Below are 16,515 nucleotides of genomic sequence, written 5' to 3' on the forward strand. Positions count from 1 at the left end.
TGTGGCGGTGTGCGTGATGTATCCGCATATAGCCATGCTGGTAGGCATTGTGCGTGGCCAAAACCGGATGAGAGACGCGTCTGGCTGCGCTAGGGGCCAATAGTGGGGCGATAGACGGATGATATCTGCAAGCGGCTACGCTGAAGGATGCCGTGTGTGGTGATTCGTGGATGATACCTGTGTACGGCCACGCTGAGAAGCGATGAGCGTAGCCGTAATCGGATGAGTTGCAGGTTTGGCTGCGCTGAGGGCGAGTATGTGCGGCTGTAGCTGAATGCCATCCGTATCCGGCCACGCTGGCTGGTGGGGGGACTGCGGGTGAGGGATGTCCGAATGTTTACATATGGCAATGCGCCGGCAAAACGGATCGATGGTTCCGCTTTGCCGGCGCATTTGCGTATCAGTGCCGTTATCGGCGCGGGCTGGGAACAGCAACCGTACTACGGCGGTCATTCCCAGCCCACGATACGGGTCGGTAACACGTCAGTCCTGCTTGTCGCCCTGCTGCTCGCCGAGGATCTCGTCCACCAGCTCCTGCTTGGCATGGATCTGGCCTTCGAACCCGGGGCGGATGTCAAGACGGATCACCACATCGGTGCGGTAGCCCTGGCCTGCGAGCTTCATCGTCGCGTCACGGATCACCTTGAGCACATCGTCGATATCGCCTTCGATGTTCGTGAACATGGCGTTCGTCTCGTTCGGCAGACCGGACTGACGGATCACATCCACCGCCTGCGACACGTACGTGGATTTCTCCGGGCTTGCGCCGGCCGGGCTGATGGCCACGGCCGCCAGCGTGTTGATGTACGGTTTGCCGGTCTTCGGATCGATGGGGACTTCCTGCTTTTCGGCATTGCGGTCAAGAGCCATTGCATTCCTCGTTTCTCTTGGTGCTGTATGGGTGTTTCTATGTGATACGCCGCAGCGGCGAAACCGCGCGCCGCGGCATGGGGATGTTGTGCGATGCTGCGTAACGCGAAAACGCCCGTGCATCAAGTGGAACGGATTCCACTGTGATACACGGGCATGGCGTCAGCGCCAGCGCCAGGCGTGATCCATCGGGCCGGAGCCGTGGCCCAGGTCAAGCTGCGCGTTCAACGCGCCGGTCAGGTACGCCTTGGCGCTGCGGATGGCTTCGGGCAGCGTTTCGCCAAGCGCCAGATGCGAGGCGATAGCGGAGCTCAGCGTGCAGCCGGTGCCGTGCGTGTTCGGATTGTCCACGCGCTTGCCTTCGAACCAGGTGATGGTGCCGTCGGTCTGCGCCAGCACGTCGTTCGCGTCGTTCGTGTTGTGCCCGCCTTTGACCAGCGAGGCGCAGCCATACTGCCGGGTGAGTGCCAGCGCGGCACGTTCCATGCCTGCCGCGTCGTCGATATCCAGTCCGGTCAGCGCACAGGTTTCCGGAATGTTCGGCGTGATCACCGTGGCGAGGGGGAACAGGCGGCTTGTGAGCGCGTCGATGGCGTCGTCGCTGATGAGCTTTGCGCCCGAGGTGGCCACCATAACCGGGTCGAGTACCACGTTGGTGGCGTGATGGGCGGTGAGGCGATCGGCGATGGCGTTGATGAGATCCACCGAGGAGACCATGCCGATCTTCACCGCGACCGGTGGAATATCGTCGAATACCGCATCGATCTGATCGGCGAGGATCGACGGTTCGGTGTCTTGAATGGAACGCACGCCGGTGGTGTTCTGCGCGGTGAGCGCGGTGATGGCGCTCATGCCGAATACGCCGTTGGCCAGCATGGTCTTCAGATCGGCCTGAATGCCTGCGCCGCCGGAGGAATCCGATCCGGCGATGGCGAGTACCGGTTGCAATGTCGTGTGTTCCATTCATGTCTCCTTGGTGTGTGGTTCTCCGCTTTCAGCCTACTCGCAGTCGCTCAGTCCTGCTGGGCTTCGGCCACGAGCCTTTCCTGCGCGGCCGCGTCGCCGAACTTCTTGCGAATGTTCTGCGAGATGGCCATGGAGCAGAACTTCGGGCCGCACATGGAGCAGAAATGCGCCATCTTCGCGGGCTCAGCGGGCAGCGTCTCGTCATGGTAGGCGATGGCGGTGTCCGGGTCGTAGCTCAGGTTGAACTGGTCGAGCCAGCGGAATTCGAAGCGTGCCTTGCTCATCGCGTTGTCGCGGTCCATGGCGTGCGGGTGGTGCTTGGCGATGTCGGCCGCATGGCAGGCGATCTTGTAGGCGATCACGCCCTGCTTGACGTCGTCCTTGTTCGGCAGACCGAGGTGTTCCTTCGGTGTGACGTAGCACAGCATGGCGGTGCCGTAGCGTGCGATCTCCACGCCGCCGATGGCGGAGGTGATGTGGTCGTAGCCGGGGGCGGTATCGGTGGTGAGCGGGCCGAGCGTGTAGAACGGCGCATCGTTGCAGATAGCCTTTTCCATCTCGATGTTCATGCGCACGGTGTCGAACGGAATATGGCCCGGTCCTTCGATCATGACCTGCACGTCCTTGGCCCAGGCGCGCTTGGTCAGTTCGCCCAAGGTCATGAGTTCGGCCAGCTGCGCCTGGTCGTTCGCGTCCGCGAGCGAACCGGGGCGCAGGCCGTCGCCCAGTGAGAACGCCACATCGTATTTGGCGAAGATGTCGCACAGTTCGTCGAAGTGCGTGTACAGGAAGCTTTCCTGATGATGCTGCAGGCACCATTCGGCCATGATCGAGCCGCCGCGCGAGACGATGCCGGTCATGCGGTTGGCGGTCAGCGGCACGTAACGCATCAGCACGCCGGCATGGATCGTCATGTAGTCCACGCCCTGCTCGCACTGTTCGATCACGGTGTCGCGGAACAGCTCCCAGCTCAGCTTGGACGCGTCGTCCTCGACCTTCTCCAGCGCCTGGTACATCGGCACGGTGCCGATCGGGACGGGGGAGTTGCGCAGGATCCACTCGCGCGTGGTGTGGATGTCGTTGCCGGTGGACAGATCCATCACGGTGTCGGCGCCCCATTTGGTCGCCCACGTCAGCTTCTCCACCTCTTCGTCGATGGACGAGGTGACGGCGGAATTGCCCATGTTCGCGTTGAGCTTGGTGAGGAACTTCGAACCGATGATCATCGGCTCGGCCTCGGGGTGGTTGATGTTGCACGGCATCACCGCGCGACCGGCGGCCAGTTCGGAACGCACGAGCTCCACGCTGCAATGCTCGCGTTCGGCCACGTAGCGCATTTCCGGGGTGATGATGTTGTGGCGCGCATACCACATCTGCGTCACCGGGTGGTCCTTGGCGCGCATCGGCTTGTGCTGGCGTCCGCGCCATTCCTTGGAGGCCTTGCCGCGCTTGATGGCGCGCTTGCCGTCGTCCTCAAGGTTGCGGCGGCGTCCCTCGTATTCCTCCACGTCGCCGCGGTCGCGGATCCAGTCGAGGCGAAGCGGTGCCAGGCCTTCCTTCGGATCGCACTTGGGGCCTTCCGTGTTGTAGTCCTTGAACGGCGGGTTCGGTCCGACGCCGGGGGTGTCGGACAGCTTGATCTCGGTGTACGGCACTTCCAGATCGTAGGTGCCGAACTGGTTCTCGAAATGGACGGGCGTGGTCTTGCGAATATGCGCCTTGTCGCGCTGCTTGGAGCCACGGGCGGCGATGTCCACGCGCTGCTGCTTGGCCAGCTTGGAGGCGGCCTTGGCTTCCTTGGCGTTGGTGAACTTCTTCTCGGCGGGCTGTTCCGGCTGCTTGCTCGTGTCGCTCGGTGCTGCAGCCGGGCGCGGTGCGTAGCCGTGCTTCTTGTCGCCGCGCACGGCCTTCCAACGCGTCACCATCTCGCGGGTGGCGGCCTCCGGATCGTCGGCACCGGCGATGGCGGACACCACGAACCAGCCGGCGGCGTCCGTGGAGGCCAGCATTTCCATATCGTCGGCATGCACGCCGCCGCCGACCACGACCGGGAAGTCGCTCGCCGCGCAGATGGTGTTGATCTGCTCCTCGTCGAGCGTGCGACCGGAGCCGTCATTGCCGCCCACGGAAGCCTCGGGCTTGGTGGTGGAGACGTGCAGCGGGCCGGCACCGATGTAGTCGATGCAGCCTGCGGGCAGTTCGTTGATGAGCTTGACCAGGCTTTCCGTCTCGGCGGACAGGCCCACGATGGCGTCCTCGCCAAGCAGCTCACGGGCCTCGCGCGGTTCCATATCGGTCTGGCCGATATGCACGCCGTCCACCTTGATGCCCTTGTTGCGGGCCTGCCACACCACGTCCACACGGTCGTCGATCACGAACGGCACGGTGTCGGACTTGCCGTTGTCCTCGATGATCTGCGCGATGTCGCGTGCGGTCTCGGTGAGTTCCTTGGCATCCATCTTCTTGGCACGCAGCTGGATGAAGGTCGCGCCGCCGCGCAGCGCGTCGTCCACCACGTCGGTGATCGGGCGGCCCTTGCAATCCTCGGGGCCTACCACGAAGTAGGCGCTCAGGTCGAAACAGTCGCGCATGGATGCGTATGGGTAATTGTTGGTCATTATTGTCCCCTTTGTCGGTATGGGAAAGGTAATACGGCCGTGATGCAAGGACCCGAGGGCGCGGACGAACCGGTGTTCGGGCATGCGTTGGGCTGGCATACACGGCGCAATGGCATGGATGGATGAATGAGATGAACGAACGGTATGCGTGAAGCCGGCGCGTACGGTCATGAAAGCGGAGAACCGCCGCGCGCGCCGAAGGCAATCAGCCGATGAGGATGCGCGATTCCGCGACCTGATCGGCGGTGATGTTCCACAACGCGTCGAGGAACGCGACCTGGAAGGATCCGGGGCCGTTGGATTCGCGTTCGGCGATCTCGCTGGCGCGATTGTACAGCAGCGACGCCGCCAGGGAGGCGGTCAGCGGTTCCGCCACGGCAAGGTAGGTGGCGGTCACGCCGCCGAGCGAGCAGCCGGCGCCGGTGATCTTCGTCATCATCGCGCTGCCTCCGGGCAGGCGGTACACGGTCTCGCCATCGGTCACCAGATCGGCTTCGCCGGACACGGCGACCGCGCCCTTGCCGTTCGGCGCATGCTGCGCAAGATACCGGGCCAGACGCTTGGCGGCCTGCACGGAGGACTCCACCTCGTCCACGGCCTCCACGCCGGCGGGACGGGTGGTTTCGGCATCGGCTCTCGCCGGTGCGCCGAGCTCCCACATGGCGTCCAGTGCGATGATCTCGCTGGCGTTGCCGCGAATCACCGTCGGGGGAGCGGCCTTGAAGGACTGCAGAATGGCGGTACGGGTCTTGCCGATGCCGGCGGCCACCGGGTCAAGCACCCACGGCTTGCCCAGGTACTGCAGTTTCCGGGCGATGTCCGCCAACGCGTCCTTGTAGAACGGCAGCAGCGTGCCCACGTTGATGTATGTCGAACCGGCGATCTTCGCGGTGTCCACGATATCGTCCGGCAGAAAGCTCATGGCTGCGGTGCCGCCTGCGGCAAGCTGTGCGTTCGCCACTAGATTGATGGTGACGAAATTCGTGAACGACTGCGCCAGCGGAGTGGTTTCGCGCACGCTGTTTACGGCCTGCGCGATGCGTTCACGGATCGAATCGGTTGCGGAAACGGCTGCTGTGCCGCCAGTGTATGAGCTGCCACTCATTGCGCTGCTCCCTACGTTGGTCCTAACCAACAGGTTCAAAGGGTCAGGCGTTCGCCTATCTCAGCTTTCCGCGTGTGCGGGAAGCCCCCCTGCATGTACAAGATACGGTTTTCAACGTATACAAGGGTGTTGACACAGGCTAGTGGCGTGTGGCTGGGCTCTTGCTCGGCAATGCCATGAACACGATGTAGGCGATTTTGGAGCCGGATGTCAGCAACAGTGCGATGGCGGCCATGCCAAGGCTGGCGCTCGTGTCGTCAATCGTATGTATTGCGCCATGGCTGATTGTCAATCCCACGGAATCTCCCAAAAGCGTGCCAGCGAACGACATGATCAGCAACACGGCAAACGTCTTGCCGCCGTGACCGGAATCATGCAATCGGCGAATGGAAAGCGCGATGAATGGAATAATCGTCGCCATCTTCCACATGAGCGGGAATTTGCCGAAAATCGCACTGGGGAAGCCGCTTCCGCCGATGCTCCTGTACAGCGCTGCGATGGCGAAGCTCGCCGCGATTATGATGAGAAGATCGCACAGCATCCACCACCAGAATTCACTGCGTGATGCGCGTCCTCTGAAATCAAGAGCCTTCTTCCAGAATCTCAGGAACGCTTCACGCATACTGCAACCGTATGCAGGCTGATTGATGGACGGGACGAAGTGGGGGCGACTATGCCCACCGTCCGTCTGCCATGCGTACGTGGATGAGTCGCTTTCCGACGTGTGGTGTACGCCGAATTGCGGCCGTGCGTGTTGTACGCTGCTCGAATCATTGAAGTCATAATGGTCCTGAGGAGTGTATTGGTAATCGCTCTGATCGGAAGATCGGTATTGGTTCGGGGTCGACATGGCATGCCTTTCGATTTCCGGGGCTTCGACTCTGAATATATGAAAACGTTAGCAGGACATAATGCGGCCCCAGTGGAGTAATCCCACAGGTTGGGATATCCTGCTTCAGACCTCCTGCGTCGTGTTGATGACGTTGCTGCAGTATGCCGTCCTGCCGGCGGTCACATCTTCATAGAAGCGCTGCTTTTCGTCGATGTAGGCGATGGCTTTACGCAGTTCCTCCAGTTGCGTTTCGAGGTGCTCGCGTTTTTCGGCGAGGATTTCCTGTCGTTCCGGTATCGATGACTCACCTTCGAGACAGAGCTGCGTGTAATGTTGCATTTCTTTGATTCCGAGACCGCATCGCTTGAGACATGTCAGACCGTTGATCCAAGCGATGCATCGCTCATCGAAGACGCGTCGGTTGTTCTGATCCCGTTTGAGTCCCGGCACAAGCCCGGAATTGCAATAGAACTTCAATGCTTCGTAGTTCATGCCGGTCAGCTCGCAGGCCTGTTTCATCGTATAGGTTTTCATGTTCGCGCGGGGTGGTATTGCCGTGATTGCCATATAGAGTCTCCTTGCGGATATTGTGCGGTAGAGCGTTCGTCGGGTGTTGTCGGGATGAGGCCGGGTTGTGCCCGCACATTGTTCTTTTTCTGATCCCCATCATGCCACGCTTCCGGTTGTACTTACCGGTAGATAGTACCGGCGTGTTGCGGTTTGACCGGTAGCAGCTACCGGATTTTATCGTTAAGGCCATGAACGGCATACATGCCGGCATACGAAATCAACGAATCCACGGAAGGAAAACAATGGAGTATGTGAAGCTTGCCAATGGCGTCGAAATCCCGAAGATCGGTTATGGCGTCTTCCAGATCAGCAAGGACGACGCACCACGTTGCGTGTGCGAGGCCATTGAGACCGGGTACCGTCATATCGACACCGCGCAGTCGTACTTCAACGAGGCCGAAGTCGGCCAGGGCATCAAGGATTCCAGCATCGACCGCAAGGAGCTGTTCCTCACTACCAAGATCTGGATCAGCAACTACGGCTATGAGAACACGCTGAAGTCCGTCGATGTGTCCTTGAAGAAGCTCGGCACCGACTATCTCGACCTGGTACTGCTGCATCAGCCGTTCTCCGATACCTACGGCGCATGGCACGCGCTTGAAAAGCTCTACAAGGACGGCGTGATCCGTGCCATCGGTGTAAGCAACTTCTACCCGGATCGTCTGGCCGACATGGTCGCCTTCAACGAGATCGCCCCCATGGTCAACCAGGTCGAGACCAATCCGTTCAACCAGCAGATCGAAGCTCGCAAAAACATGATCAGGCGTGGCGTGGCGCAGGAAGCATGGGCGCCGTTCGGGGAAGGCATGCAGAACATGTTCTCCAACCCCACCCTGGCCAAGATCGGCGAGACGCATGGCAAGTCCGTCGCGCAGGTGATCCTGCGCTGGCTCACCCAGCGCGACATCATCGCCCTTCCCAAGTCCACGCACAAGGAACGCATGGAGGAAAATCTGAACATCTTCGATTTCCGGCTTTCCGATGACGAGATGGCAACCATCGCGGGACTCGACACCAGGACCAGCATGTTCTTCCGCCACGACACCCCCGAAGCGGTCGACCGCTTCGTAGGCTATGTCAAGGATCGCGCCGGCCGCGAGTGACCCGTATCGGTCGGTGGCATCACCGCCGGCGAGGCGATGGCGCGGCAGATGCCGATCTCACGCGCAGGTGCCGCTGTGAATGGCCTGCGCGATCCGGTCGCTCTGCGCATCCATCGCATACGCCGCCAAACCCTGCTGGCTGTCCGCGATGCGCTCGCGGCTGGCACCATAGAACAGCACGGCATACGAATTGGTCACGGCTTCCGTCCGGTTCGCGGCGTTCGCCGGCTCGGTGGTACCACATACGATCATGATCGAACGATGCGCCAGCTCATGCTTCGTATAGTCGACAAGCAGCGGGCTGCTCTCCACCGCCGGCCATTGCGGATGCGTGACCAGCATATTCACCTCGTTGCGGCTGGACCGCTCGCCGCCGCAGAAAAACCCGATCACCAGATCGCTGCCACTGCCGCCGTCATTGTCGACGCCGGGGCACCCGTACACGTCGGTCTGCTTCACCTGCACACCCAACGTGGACGCCACCGATTGCGCCATGCCCATCCATCCTGCGGTGTCCAATGCGGCAGCGTCCGCGGGCACGGCGATCTGCGCCGCATTCGCCTCGGCCGTATGCAATCCGGCAATGGAATCCGTTACCTGCTGGCGCACCTGCTGCTCCAGGGCATAGAGGTTTTTCAGGTCATCCAGATGCTCGCTCAGCGTCTGGTACGAGCGTTGCCTGCCATAGCGGTCGACGAGATCGTTGATATTGGCCGGGTCATCGACCTGCACCAGCCAATGCCCACCGTCCGTACGGAAATCATTGGCGAACGTGGTCTCCATGCTGTTGACGAGCGTGGCGGTCTGCGTCTGTACGGCGCTCGCGGCGTTTTCCAGTCGATCGACGGTATCGGTCAGGGTGCTTCGCGGCGTGAGACTGAACCGGGCTAACGGCGAATCCGAGGCGAGTCGTGTGACGTTCGGATCCTTGGCCACTGCGTCATACGCGTCGATGGCCTTGCGTGTGGCGGCGATATCGTTGCGGAAATCATTGGCGTGCACGGTGCCTTGCGCGAAATCCGCGCTCGCCTTGGCCGTGGTGCGTGTCGACTGCGTGGCTTCGACCACGGTGCGGATGGATTCGAGTTCGCTGCCGGAGATCTGCCGATTCCCGGCGATGCCGAACCCGCCGCCGACGATGAGCAGCACGACCAGTATGCGTGCCGCGATGCGTGAACTGCGCCGGTTGGCATCGTAGAACATCATCGTGTGCCGTCCCTCTTTCCATGCCTGCTTGAAGCCGCTCTTCCCTCACTACGGCCGCGCTTGCCCAGTCTATCCCAAGCCGTTCTTTGCAGCTGTTGTAGTGATTTTCCCGCCAGTCATGCGAATCCATGCCGTTTCGCGACATAACGATCATTCTTTTGTCGCGTTTTTCCGGCGGGCGGTCCGGCCTCCGGATGCTTTTCAAAAAACATGGGCAAAAACATGGGCGGTGCGGAACGGCCAAACCATTCCGCACCGCCCATGCCACGCCCAAAAGGGGGAGGCGCATCCGAATCGGCGCAACTTTTAGAACACGGAGCGTGCGCCGGCCATCTTCTCGAATTCGTCAAGCACCTGCACCTTGGCGAGGGCGTCCTCGTACTTCACGGTGCCCTTGTTCACCAGGCGTGCCAAATCCTGGTCGAGTGTGTGCATGCCTTCCTTCTCGCCGGATTGCAGCACCGTGCGAATCTGGTGGGCCTTGCCGCCGCGGATCAGCGCCGCCACGGCCGGGGTGTTGAGCATCACTTCGGTGGCCGGCACTCGGCCATGCCCGCTGGCGCGTGGGAGCAGTGTCTGCACCACCACGGCGCGCAGCGTGGACGCCACCTGCACGCGGATCTGCTGCTGCTGGTTCTCCGGGTACACGTCGATCAGTCGGTCCACGGTGGAGCCTGCGTCCTGCGTATGCAGGGTGGCGAACACCAGGTGGCCGGTCTCCACGGCGGTCAGTGCGGTGGAGATGGTTTCCAGGTCTCGAAGCTCGCCCACCTCGATGATGTCCGGGTCCTCGCGCAGCGCACGTTTCAGCGCCTCGGCGAAGCTCTTCGTGTCGGTGCCCACCTCGCGCTGGCTCATCACGCAGCGCTTGTGCTTGTGCACGAACTCGATAGGATCCTCGATGGTGATGATGTGATCCGCGCGTTCCGCGTTCGCCTTATCGACGATGGCGGCCAGCGTGGTCGACTTGCCGGAGCCGGTCGGGCCGCATACGAGCACCAGACCTCGCGGCAGCATGGCCAGATCGGCGATGCGCGGGTCGAGATCGAGCTGCTGGGCGGTTTTGATTTCGGTCGGGATGGTTCGCAGAGCGGCGCAGATGCCGAGCCGGTCGCGGTACACGTTCACGCGGAATCGCAGCAGGTCGCCGATGGAGAATGAGATGTCGAGTTCCAGGTCGTCTTTGAAGCGTTCGAGTTCCAGATCGTTGGTCATGGTCTGCACCGCCGCGAAGGTGTGGTCCTTGTCCCACACGCTCAGCCCCTTGGCAGGTTGCAGCTTGCCGTCCACGCGCAGCATCGGCGGGTCGTTGACCACCAGGTGCAGATCGGAGGCGTTCAGTTCGACGAGCTGGCGGATGGCGGCCACGAATTCGTCGTCCGCGTCAGGATGCTCGGCGCGGAGCGTCTCTTCCACGAGCTTCGCTTTTTCCAAGCGCTGCGGGGGAATGGCGTCCTTGTCGGTGCCGGTGGTTTCCGGCACCACGAAGTCGGTGACTGGCAGCGGCGAGGGGATGCTGCTCAACGGGATCTGCGGCGCGGTTCCGGTGCCGCGCGTGAATTCGGGGTCGAGCTCGGGCATGCGGGTCGTGAGCGGTTCCATGGATTCCGTCTCGCCGCCATGCGTCTCGCCGGGCATGGCGTAGTAGTCGTCGCTGGGCGGCATGGAGGGCTTGTGCGCTGTGGGGAACGGGGCGGGTCGCTGCGCGGGCTTGGTGGATTCGGGCTTGGAGAACCATGACTTGGCTGGTTTGTTGTTATTCTGGCCGGCTGCTGCTTGGCTGGCCTGTTGCGTGGCCGTCGTGTCGGCTGCTTGAGTGGCTGCCTGAGCGGGTGCCTGTACGGCGGGCGTAGGCTGGGGCTGTTCACTGACAGCACCGCCGTCGCCGTTTTCCTCAGCCGCGTCATCGTCTTGCCCGGCAGGCTTTGCCGGAACGATCGATTCGACGGTCATCTGCACGGCCGGCTTGCCGTTCAGCGATTCGAAAATGCCCATCATGTCGGACGAGTCGGCCTGCAGCGCGTCCTCGGAGGAGCCGTGCCGGCCGCGCTTGCGCGTTTCGTTCAGCGAAGGGGCTGTGCTGGGAATGGTCACGCCCTTCAATCCAGCCAGATAAGAGCCGTTGTCCGAATCCCATTCGGCCTGCTCTGCCGCATCAGTCATGTGTTTGTCCTTAGTCTCGATTGCTTTCTTCATTGAAAAACTTGGGGTTTCGATGCCGGTCGATGGTCGCTTATCGGCCGGCATCCGGGGCGTTGCGTGTGTGACTTGGAATGTGCGGGCGGATGTACCGAGCGGTAGGGGAGTGCAGGTATGCGGGTTATGGGCGATGCCATGCCGCCGGTCACAACCACGAAACCGACGGCACGGCCCACGATGCCCTTTGCCCGGGGGTGAACCTCCGCAAGACAAACCTGCCTGCAAACCGCAAAACCGCAACCGCCCAAACGCCAACCGTCAGACGGTGACGCGCAGCACCTCTTCCACGGAGGTGATGCCTTCCAGCACCTTCTGCCAGCCGTCCTCGCGCAGACTCGTCATGCCCGCCGCCTCGGCCGCCGCCTGAATGTCCAGCGACGTGGCCCCCTTGGCGATCATGTCCTCCATCTTGGCGTCCACGCCCATCACCTGCTGGATGGCCACACGCCCACGGTATCCGGTGTTGGAGCATTCGCGGCATCCAACGGGCCGGTACACGGTGGGCAGCGGGTCGCCCGGCTTGTATGGCACGCCCATCATCTTCAGCTCGACCGGCGTGGCCTGATCCGCCTTGCAGCATTTCCTGCACAGGCGTCGGGCCAGTCGTTGCGCCATCACGGCCGCCAACGACGAGCTCACCAGGAACGGCTCCACACCCATTTCCGTCAGACGGGTCACGGCGCTCGGAGCGTCGTTGGTGTGCAGCGTGGACAGCACCAAATGGCCGGTCAGCGAGGCCTCGATGGCGATGTTCGCGGTTTCGGCGTCACGGATCTCGCCGATGAGCACCACATCCGGGTCGGCACGCAGGATGGAGCGCAGCGCGGCAGCGAAGGTCATGCCGGCCTTGTTGTTCACCTGCACCTGGTTGATGCCCTTCATGCGGAATTCCACAGGGTCCTCGACCGTGATGATGTTGATCTCCGGCTTGGCCACGTCGCCCAGGGTGGCGTACAGGGTGGTCGACTTGCCGGAACCGGTCGGGCCGGTGACCAGCACCATGCCGTACGGGCGCGAATACGCCTTGGAGTACACCTCGAAGTTGCGCTTGCTGAAGTTCAGGTCCTCCACCTTCAGATTGCCCGCCGGGGTGCTCAGGATTCGCATGACGATCTTCTCGCCCCATACGGTCGGCAACGCCGCCACACGCAGGTCGATCTTCTCGCCGTTGTGCTTCACGGTGATGCGGCCGTCCTGCGGCTTGCGGCGCTCGCCGATGTCCATGTCGGACATCACCTTGATACGGCTGATCACGCCGGCGGTCATGGCGCGTGGCGCTCGCTGGAACACGTGCAGCACGCCGTCGATGCGGTAGCGGACGAGCAGGCCGTCCTCCTGCGGTTCGATGTGGATATCGGAGCAGTGGTCGTCGATGGCCTGGTTGATGAGCAGGGTGACGAATCGCGCGACGGGGGATGATGCCTCGGCGTCGTCCGCTTCGAGGTCCACTTCCTTCTTGGCGGTGACGGCCACTTCGTGTGAGATCTCGTCGAGCTCGGCGTTGGCGCGCAGGTAGCGGTTGATGGATTCCTGCACCTGGGAGGGCATGGCCACCATGGCGATGACGGGCATGCCGGTGATGGCGGAGATGTCGTCCACGGCGGCGAAGTTCTTCGGGTCGGCCATGGCCACGGTGAGTCGCCCGTTGATGATGGACAGCGGCAGCAGGTTGTTGCGCCGGCACAGTTCGTCGGGGACGAGCTTCATCACGCTCTCGTCGATCTGGTATTCGTTAAGGTCCACGAACGGGAAGCTCAGGCTTTGCGCGAGGGCCAGCGCCTGGGCGCGTTCGGTCTCCTCATCCGTCTCCGTAGCGCCTTCCTCGGGCATGTCCGGCTCGGGCAGCGTCATGTTCTCGGCCGCGTGCCGTGGCGCGGCCCCGCTTGGTGCGGGTGCGAACACCTGCGGGATGTCGCCGGTGTCGATATGCGTCGCGGTCTCGCCGTCGTCCTTGTTCTTCCTTCTGAAATTGAACAGAGCTCCTGCGGCGTCACTCATGCTCATTGGCTCCTCCTCCCCGCCCCGCACGCCACTGTGGGGCTTGTTTGTCTGCGGTTTCGGAGCTTCCGTGCTTGCCGGAACCGCAGACTGTAACGTATGCATAAAATATGCAGACTTTTGTGGCCATTGTATGTGAAGAATCTCGAAAAACCTAATACGGCACGGTTTATGAGACGCCCATTATTGTGAAAACGTTGGCACGATATCGTGGTATAGTCGAGCAAAGATTGATAATGCGTGGTTGTGTTGTCAGGTCTTGATCGCGTGCCCATCGTTGGGTGCGCGTCAGTTTGGAAGGCTGAATATGGGGCTCAGAAGAGGCATCGGCTCCCCACATGAAGGCGGGGCCGAAGGCATGGTGCCGGGTAGGCGTATGCCGAAGCGAGGGGAGCGTGGCTTCACGTTGGTGGAGACCATCGTGGCCGTGATGGTGCTGAGTATGGTCGGTCTGGCCGCGGCGCAGTTCGCGGTGACGGCGATCCGCACCTCGTACGCGCAGCAGATGCGTTCCACGGCGGTTTCGCTCGGTGACGACGGTATGGAACGTGTGCGGGCGCAGATCGCGTCGGTGAGTTCCGATTCCTATTTCGACGAGCTGACCAAGGGCATGGGCGAGTCCGATGTGGACGATGCCTACACGGCGTTGGAGAAGGCCGGGGCGTTCACCGTCAACGGCACCGTCGCCACCCAGACCAAGGATCTGGGCTGGGCGGCCTCGGCCGACGGCTCCGGCAAGTTCATCCACCCGGCGCGCGTGACCACCGGCAAGGATTTCAAGCAGTCCAAGTTCAACGTGTACACGGTGGTGGAGAAGGCATACCGTCTGTCGGGGACCATGCAGGTCAAGACGGCCAGCGAATGGGGTCTTCCCGATCACGGCCTGGATTATGTGAACGGCGGCGACGCGTCGAGCGACGTGTGGACGCCTACCAAGTCGGTCACCAAGGCGTTCAAGTCCGGATCCACCAACACCTACGTTCCGGTGATCCGCGTGATCGTCGGCGTCACGTGGCCGGACAATCAGGCGAAGAGCAAGACCTGCATCTACACCACGTCCACGGTGCTCGATGTGAACACCGATTGGAAGCTCATCGTCTGACGATGGCGCGGAATCGGGCATGCGGTCCTGTGAGCGCAGGCCAGTCGGCAAAGTGGCCGGTCAGGCGATACGTCGAGGCAGAGGCAAGTAGATCAGGCAAGTCGGTAAGGAATCGGGGAAGAACATGAGTGATAAGTCCATGGATGGCGTACGCCGCGTGCTGCGCGGGCTCGGGATTGAGCGAAACGGCGGCAGGCGCGCCCTGTTCGCCGCCGAGCGCGGCCAGCGCGGCGTGAGCATGGTGGAGATGATGGTGGCGATGTTCATCTTCATGGTCGTCTCCGGCATCTTCCTCACGTCCATCATCCAGTTCCTGCACACCACCACCACGGACGCGATCCGCACCAGGTCCGCCTCCGAGATCGCCACGGCCACGCAGCGCATCGACCGGTATGCGCGGTACGCCTCCGCCATGGAGTACGATGATGCGGTGCAGAAGGTCACCATGATCATGCCGGGGGACACCGCCGGCAAGCAGCGGTGCGTGGTGCTGCAATACGACGAGGCCACATGGTCGAACGGTACGGTGAACACGTACGGCAAGCTGGTGCTCAAGACCAAGGATGCCGGCGCGAGCTCGTGGAGTTCGAATGTGGTGCTCGGCTCGATGATGAACCATTCGTCGTCCAGCGGCGTCACTTCGGACGACGCCCTGTTCGGCACGAAGGTGTTCGGACTCGACGGCACGAAGAAGGTGCTCACGTTCTCACCGGTAACGGGTTCGTATTCCGGCGGCAAGGCGATCACCTCGAATGTGTCCACCACGTTCACCGCCCGCAATGTGAAGTCCACCAATCCGACGCCGGACTTCTCCGTGTGCAGGTGACTGATCGATGCCTGCGTTGGCTGAAGGGAGGGAGCCGATGAGTAGCATGCGACCGAGTGGCGTGCGATGGAACGATGCACGGCATGCGCTTCGCCGGCGTGCCGAAGGCGAACGTGGGTTCACCTTGGTGGAGCTGGTGGTCGTGGTGGTGATCATGGCGGTCCTGGCCGCGGTGGCGGTGCCGGTCTATCTGAACCAGCGCCGGGCCGCATGGGATTCGGCCGCGCGCAGCGACGTGCACAACGCCTCCACGGTGCTGGAGGGTGTGATGGCGAATCATGCCGATCCGTTGAGCAGGCTTGCCAACTCATGTGCCGACGTGACCGGTTCGGCGTGCGCTGTCGACGGCGATGCGGTGAATGTGACCGACGGTGTGAATCTGAAGGTGGAGCTGAACGATCGCTCGTACACGATCACCGGCAGGAACACCAGTGATGCGAAGTGCAGGACCTATGTCTACGATTCCGCCACGGGGCGGCTTACGGTGAAACAGTAAGGGCCGCTTGGGTTTTCGGCCCCGTGCCTGCCGCTGGTTGGTGGCGGCACGGGGCCTTTTGTATGTGTGTGGGAGGCAGTGGAGAAGATGCATGACACGCGGGGTTCACGATTTGGACACATTCACTAGGGGAAATTTTCGGGGGCACCTTATGTGGGTATACGGCAGGGGCGTGCGCCAGGGTTTCCGTATTTTCATAAACATAAACACCGTTAATGCTTGATAACGATGTCACGAACCGTGCAATGGCGGGGATTTAGGCAGGGGCTCGACGTGAAGTGCAAACAGGCAATGACCATGATGAATTAGTTGATGAAACCAAGTAAAACCACAGCACTTCCAACGTTTGCATGAATTAACGGAGGAAATCAACAAATATAGTGAAAATATTGCATTTTCCGGTTTGACAACGGTTGCACGACTGCTTACTATAAGAGCCATCAGTTCACAAGACTGAGGCGTTGCCCACAAGGGCAGGGCAAGGTGCTAAGAAGCCCACCGAAGGGCATCTTGGCAAACAGGAGATTGACGCAGATTCCAATAGGGTATTCCGTGGGGGAAGCGCTGGTTGGATATGTCTGTTGTGTGGGACATGAATCTGCATCAGTCTCCGCTGGATTGGAG

The 16,515-nt window shown here is 61.7% G+C and carries 12 protein-coding genes, 1 pseudogene and 1 riboswitch; of the genes and pseudogenes, 4 read left to right on the forward strand and 9 right to left on the reverse strand.

Going from position 1 to position 16,515, the window contains the following annotated elements; all coding sequences use genetic code 11:
- Window positions 1–483: 483 nt before the first annotated feature.
- The 6 genes and pseudogenes from G1C98_RS02810 to G1C98_RS02835 all read right to left on the reverse strand — a co-directional run bounded on the left by G1C98_RS02810 (window position 484) and on the right by G1C98_RS02835 (window position 6,958).
- Window positions 484–870 carry a thiamine-binding protein gene (locus tag G1C98_RS02810; RefSeq protein WP_169078995.1) on the reverse strand — a complete coding sequence of 129 codons (387 nt, stop codon included), beginning with the start codon at window positions 868–870 and terminating at the stop codon, window positions 484–486.
- 162 nt (window positions 871–1,032) lie between these two features.
- Window positions 1,033–1,833, reverse strand: coding sequence for a bifunctional hydroxymethylpyrimidine kinase/phosphomethylpyrimidine kinase (thiD, locus tag G1C98_RS02815; RefSeq protein WP_169078996.1), 801 nt, complete (start codon window positions 1,831–1,833; stop codon window positions 1,033–1,035).
- 62 nt (window positions 1,834–1,895) lie between these two features.
- Window positions 1,896–4,454 (reverse strand): annotated as a pseudogene (gene thiC / locus G1C98_RS02820) (phosphomethylpyrimidine synthase ThiC); the annotation flags it as partial.
- A gap of 205 nt (window positions 4,455–4,659) precedes the next feature.
- Complete coding sequence (thiM, locus tag G1C98_RS02825; protein WP_169079000.1) at window positions 4,660–5,559, reverse strand: hydroxyethylthiazole kinase; 900 nt, start codon at window positions 5,557–5,559, stop codon at window positions 4,660–4,662.
- Window positions 5,551–5,660: riboswitch (TPP riboswitch) on the reverse strand. It overlaps the preceding gene by 9 nt.
- 38 nt (window positions 5,661–5,698) lie before the next feature.
- Window positions 5,699–6,181: a DUF805 domain-containing protein gene (locus G1C98_RS02830; RefSeq protein ID WP_169079002.1), complete on the reverse strand. Its 483-nt coding sequence runs from the start codon at window positions 6,179–6,181 to the stop codon at window positions 5,699–5,701.
- Window positions 6,182–6,514: 333 nt separating this feature from the next.
- On the reverse strand, window positions 6,515–6,958 hold the full coding sequence (locus G1C98_RS02835; RefSeq protein WP_169079004.1) for a MerR family transcriptional regulator: 444 nt from the start codon (window positions 6,956–6,958) through the stop codon (window positions 6,515–6,517).
- A 245-nt stretch (window positions 6,959–7,203) separates the two neighbouring features.
- On the opposite strand from G1C98_RS02835, the gene G1C98_RS02840 reads away from it, so the two are divergent.
- Complete coding sequence (locus G1C98_RS02840) at window positions 7,204–8,064, forward strand: aldo/keto reductase (protein WP_205831847.1); 861 nt, start codon at window positions 7,204–7,206, stop codon at window positions 8,062–8,064.
- Window positions 8,065–8,121: 57 nt separating this feature from the next.
- On the opposite strand, the gene G1C98_RS02845 is transcribed toward G1C98_RS02840, so the two are convergent.
- The 3 genes from G1C98_RS02845 to G1C98_RS02855 all read right to left on the reverse strand — a co-directional run bounded on the left by G1C98_RS02845 (window position 8,122) and on the right by G1C98_RS02855 (window position 13,467).
- Window positions 8,122–9,270, reverse strand: coding sequence for a hypothetical protein (locus G1C98_RS02845; protein WP_169079008.1), 1,149 nt, complete (start codon window positions 9,268–9,270; stop codon window positions 8,122–8,124).
- A 306-nt stretch (window positions 9,271–9,576) separates the two neighbouring features.
- Entirely contained in the window at window positions 9,577–11,433 is a 1,857-nt protein-coding gene (locus tag G1C98_RS09310) for a type IV pilus twitching motility protein PilT (RefSeq protein ID WP_169079010.1), read from the reverse strand.
- A 294-nt stretch (window positions 11,434–11,727) separates the two neighbouring features.
- A complete protein-coding gene (locus tag G1C98_RS02855) occupies window positions 11,728–13,467 on the reverse strand; it encodes a GspE/PulE family protein (protein WP_240944887.1) in 1,740 nt (579 codons plus the stop codon).
- Between the two features lie 307 nt (window positions 13,468–13,774).
- Here G1C98_RS02855 and G1C98_RS02860 point away from each other — a divergent pair, with 307 nt between their 5' ends.
- From G1C98_RS02860 to G1C98_RS02870, 3 genes are all read left to right on the forward strand, one after another.
- The gene (locus G1C98_RS02860) at window positions 13,775–14,569 is read left to right on the forward strand and encodes a type IV pilus modification PilV family protein (RefSeq protein ID WP_169079014.1); all 795 of its coding nucleotides are present in this window, start codon (window positions 13,775–13,777) and stop codon (window positions 14,567–14,569) included.
- A 124-nt stretch (window positions 14,570–14,693) separates the two neighbouring features.
- A complete protein-coding gene (locus tag G1C98_RS02865) occupies window positions 14,694–15,395 on the forward strand; it encodes a PilW family protein (RefSeq protein ID WP_240944888.1) in 702 nt (233 codons plus the stop codon).
- A 37-nt stretch (window positions 15,396–15,432) separates the two neighbouring features.
- Complete coding sequence (locus G1C98_RS02870) at window positions 15,433–15,891, forward strand: prepilin-type N-terminal cleavage/methylation domain-containing protein (RefSeq protein WP_240944889.1); 459 nt, start codon at window positions 15,433–15,435, stop codon at window positions 15,889–15,891.
- Window positions 15,892–16,515 lie beyond the last annotated feature (624 nt).

The organism is Bifidobacterium erythrocebi (assembly GCF_012932675.1).
Taxonomy (GTDB): Bacteria; Actinomycetota; Actinomycetes; order Actinomycetales; family Bifidobacteriaceae; genus Bifidobacterium; species Bifidobacterium erythrocebi.